Origin of the sequence: Ottowia massiliensis (assembly GCF_900240305.1) — a bacterium.
In the GTDB taxonomy this organism is placed as follows: domain Bacteria; phylum Pseudomonadota; class Gammaproteobacteria; order Burkholderiales; family Burkholderiaceae_C; genus Ottowia; species Ottowia massiliensis.
On record NZ_LT964856.1, the window covers coordinates 1 to 3,321 of the forward strand.

Annotated in this window: 3 protein-coding genes and 1 pseudogene; all 4 read left to right on the top strand. The window is 60.2% G+C overall.

The window, feature by feature from the left end:
• Positions 1-302: pseudogene (locus C1720_RS12440) on the top strand (ABC transporter ATP-binding protein/permease); the annotation flags it as partial.
• Entirely contained in the window at positions 299-1,165 is an 867-nt protein-coding gene (locus tag C1720_RS12445; protein WP_102284689.1) for a YwqG family protein, read from the top strand. The pseudogene C1720_RS12440 and the gene C1720_RS12445, both read left to right, overlap by 4 nt.
• Positions 1,166-1,239: 74 nt before the next feature.
• The gene (locus C1720_RS12450; RefSeq protein WP_255397835.1) at positions 1,240-2,124 is read left to right on the top strand and encodes a YwqG family protein; all 885 of its coding nucleotides are present in this window, start codon (positions 1,240-1,242) and stop codon (positions 2,122-2,124) included.
• Positions 2,125-2,167: 43 nt separating this feature from the next.
• A partial coding sequence (locus C1720_RS12455; RefSeq protein ID WP_146007062.1) for an ABC transporter transmembrane domain-containing protein occupies positions 2,168-3,321 on the top strand: 1,154 nt, incomplete at its 3' end.

The window sequence follows — 3,321 nt, forward strand, 5'->3', positions numbered from 1 at the left end:
TCCTGGTGCTGGACGAAGCCACGGCCTTTGCCGACCCTGAAAACGAAGCCGCGCTGGTGGCCGCCCTCTCAGAGCTGATGAAAGGCAAAACCGTGCTGCTGGTGGCGCACCGGCTCTCCACCGTGGAGGATGCCGACCAAATCCTCGTGTTCGAGCAAGGCCGGCTGGCCGAACAAGGCCGGCATGAGGCGCTGCTGGCGCAAGGCGGCGTCTATGCGCGCCTGTGGCAAAGCTGGCAGCAGGCCCGGCAATGGAGCCTGCCCGCGCATGAAAACGCCGCTCGCCCCGCGCCGCAGCCATGAACCACACACCTGATGGGCTGAACCACCCCGCGCTGCGGCCCTACAAGGACAGCATCTGCGCCACGGCCCGGCCCTGCGCGGAAATCACCCTGCAGCCTGCCGAACATTTGACGGTTTGGCAAAGCAAGCTGGGGGGGCAGCCCTATTGGCCGGAAGACATGGAATACCCGCGCAATGCGAAAGGCCGCCCGCTGCATTTGCTGGCGCAAATCAATTTTGCCGAAACGCCGCCTTTGCCGGATTTTCCGGAAAAGGGGATTTTGCAGTTTTTCATCTCGCACAATGACGGGATTGAAAAAATGTGGGGCATGAATGCGGAAAATCCGGCTGATCAGCGAGGCTTTCGCGTGGTGTATCACGCAGATATTGAGCATGAACAGGATAGGCTGTTGCAGGATTTCCGGTTTCTGGCGCAAGCGCGGCAAACACCAAAATCAAACCATATTCTGCAAAGGCTGGCGGCTTTCTGGCATTCGCAACGGCCCGGATTGCCTTTTGAACACGCATGCGCCATGCGGTTTGAGCGGCAGCAAAAATATGCTTCGCTTGAAGAAGCGAATGGTGTTTTTCTTGCGCCCGGATGGCCGCCAATGGACGCGGAAAATATCACCAGTGAATTTTTGGAAGCATTTTGCCGTCTGGACTGGTCAGGCCATCGCCTGGGCGGGTATGCCAATATTCTGCAAGAAAAATGGCGCCTGGGCGGCCCGTATCAGGATCATGTTTTGCTGCTTCAGATAGATTGTGATGCGCCCAATGGCGTGATGCGGCATGGCAGCGGCATTTGTCATTTTTATATTCACCCGCATGATTTGCGCCAGCGTGATTTTTCAAAAGTGCTTTATACGTGGGAATTTTTTTGAAACCATGAAAATAAACCGCCACGGCCCGTTTTTACCGGATGGATGGTTTTGCCACGACGTACCCAGCCGCAGCCATGAACCACACGCCTGATTTGCTGAACCACCCCGCGCTGCGGCCCTACAAGGACAGCATTTGCGCCACGGCCCGGCCCTGCGCGGAAATCACCCTGCTGCCTGCCGAACATTTGACGGTTTGGCAAAGCAAGCTGGGCGGACAGCCCTATTGGCCGAAAGACATGGAATACCCGCGCAATGCGAAAGGCCGCCCGCTGCATTTGCTGGCGCAAATCAATTTTGCCGAAACGCCGCCCCTGCCGGATTTCCCGGAAAACGGGATTTTGCAGTTTTATATTGCCTGCAACACTGGAATACAGGATATGTGGGGCATGAACCTTGACGATCCGGCCCGGCCGGACGGGTTTCGCGTCATCTATCACCCGGCTCCTTTGCTGGAAGCCGCCGGGCTGAATCATGATTTCGGTTTTTTGAATGACCAACCCAAACCCGAATCGAAAAGCTGGTTCAGGAGATTGTTTGCGCCTTCTGAAATACAGTTTCAAATGCCATTCACAAGCCCTTGCGCCATGCGCTTTGATTTGCAGCAGAAATTTGCTTCGCTGGATGAACCCGGCCTGAAATTCACTGGACAGGGCGTGCCGGATATAGACAATTCGATTAGTCCGAATACTGCCATTGCCGTTTTGCGCGAAGAATTTTCCGAGACTTTTAACGAAACGCTGGATTGGAGCGGCCACCGGCTGGGCGGTTATTGTAATAGCGTGCAGGAAGACATGCGCGGAGACAAATATAGGGATTACGCGCTGCTTTTGCAAATCGACAGTGACAGGGAAAATGGCGTGATGTGGGGCGATTTGGGAGTCTGCCGTTTCTTCATTCGCCCGCATGATTTGCGCCGGCGCGATTTTTCAAAAGTGTTCTATGAATGGCAATGCGGTTGAATAAAGCCTGGAGCCAAAAAATATTTGATATGGGGAAAACGCCATGAACGTCACTGAATCCGTGGACACGGCCGTCGAATCCGTCACGCCCCTGCGCCAGACCTGGCAGCGGCTCATGCGCAGCGCCGGGCCGCATGCGGCGGCCTTGCGGCGCAGCATCGCCGGGCTGGGGCTGGCGGCTGCGCTTCAGGGGCTGGCGCTGGCGTGCATGGCGCCGCTGTTTGTGGCGCTGCTGCCGGAAGCGGGCGATATGCCAAGTCGTGTGGCCAGCAGTGCGGCAGATGCCCGCTGGCGGCAGGCGCTGCCCTGGCTGTGGGCGCTGACGGCGCTGGGGCTGGCCGCGCATGTGCTGCGCTGGCGCGCGCAAGGCTTTGACTACACGGGGCAAATGGCCGAAGTGGGCCACCGCCTGCGCCTGCGCCTGGGCGAGCAGCTGCGGCGCATGCCCCTGTTGCAGTTGCAGGACAAGCGCACGGGCGAAGTCAATGCCGTGGTGCTGGGCAATGTGGACGAGCACCTGAACCACGCGCTCATCGTGTTCAACCTGCTGGCGCAAGCCGTCATCACGCCGCTGGCGGCGGGGCTGGCGCTGCTGGCCTGGGACTGGCGGCTGGGGCTGGCCATGCTGCTGGTGTTTCCGGCGCTGGCGCCGCTGTACCGCTGGCGCAGGCGGGCCTACGCGCGCGGCATGCGGGCGCTGGCCCAGGCCAATGCCCGTTGCAGTGGCGATGTGCTGGAGTACACGCAGGGCCTGCCCGTGCTGCGCGCCGCGCGCAGCGCCGGTGCGCGCGCGGCGCATTTGCAGCAAAGCTTCGCGCGGCTGGAGCAATTGCAAGCCGAAAGCCAGCGCAAAGGCAGCCAGCCCAATGTGCTGATTGCCAGCGTGGTGGAAGTGGGCCTGCTGCTGGTCATGGCCGCCGGCGTGAGCTGGGCCGTGCAGGGCAGCCTGAACGTGGCCGTGCTGGCCGCCGTGGCCGTGATGCTGGCGCGCTTTGCCGAGCCGCTTTCCAGCTTCATCAGCTTCACGTCCACGCTGGACTTGATGGAAACCGCGCTGGAGCGCATCGAAGCCCTGCTGGCCGTGCCGCCGCTGCCCCAGCTTTCGCCCGGGCAAACGCCGTTGCGCTTTGACATCGCCTTTGAAGGCATTGACTTTGCCTACGCCAGCGGCGGCCCCAAGGTGCTTTCCGGCTTTAG

What these genes read in the sequence shown, in the direction of transcription:
- C1720_RS12445 (WP_102284689.1), top strand. Translation starts at nt 299, where the DNA reads ATGAACCACACACCTGATGGGCTGAACCACCCCGCGCTGCGGCCCTAC.
- C1720_RS12450 (WP_255397835.1), top strand. Translation starts at nt 1,240, where the DNA reads ATGAACCACACGCCTGATTTGCTGAACCACCCCGCGCTGCGGCCCTAC.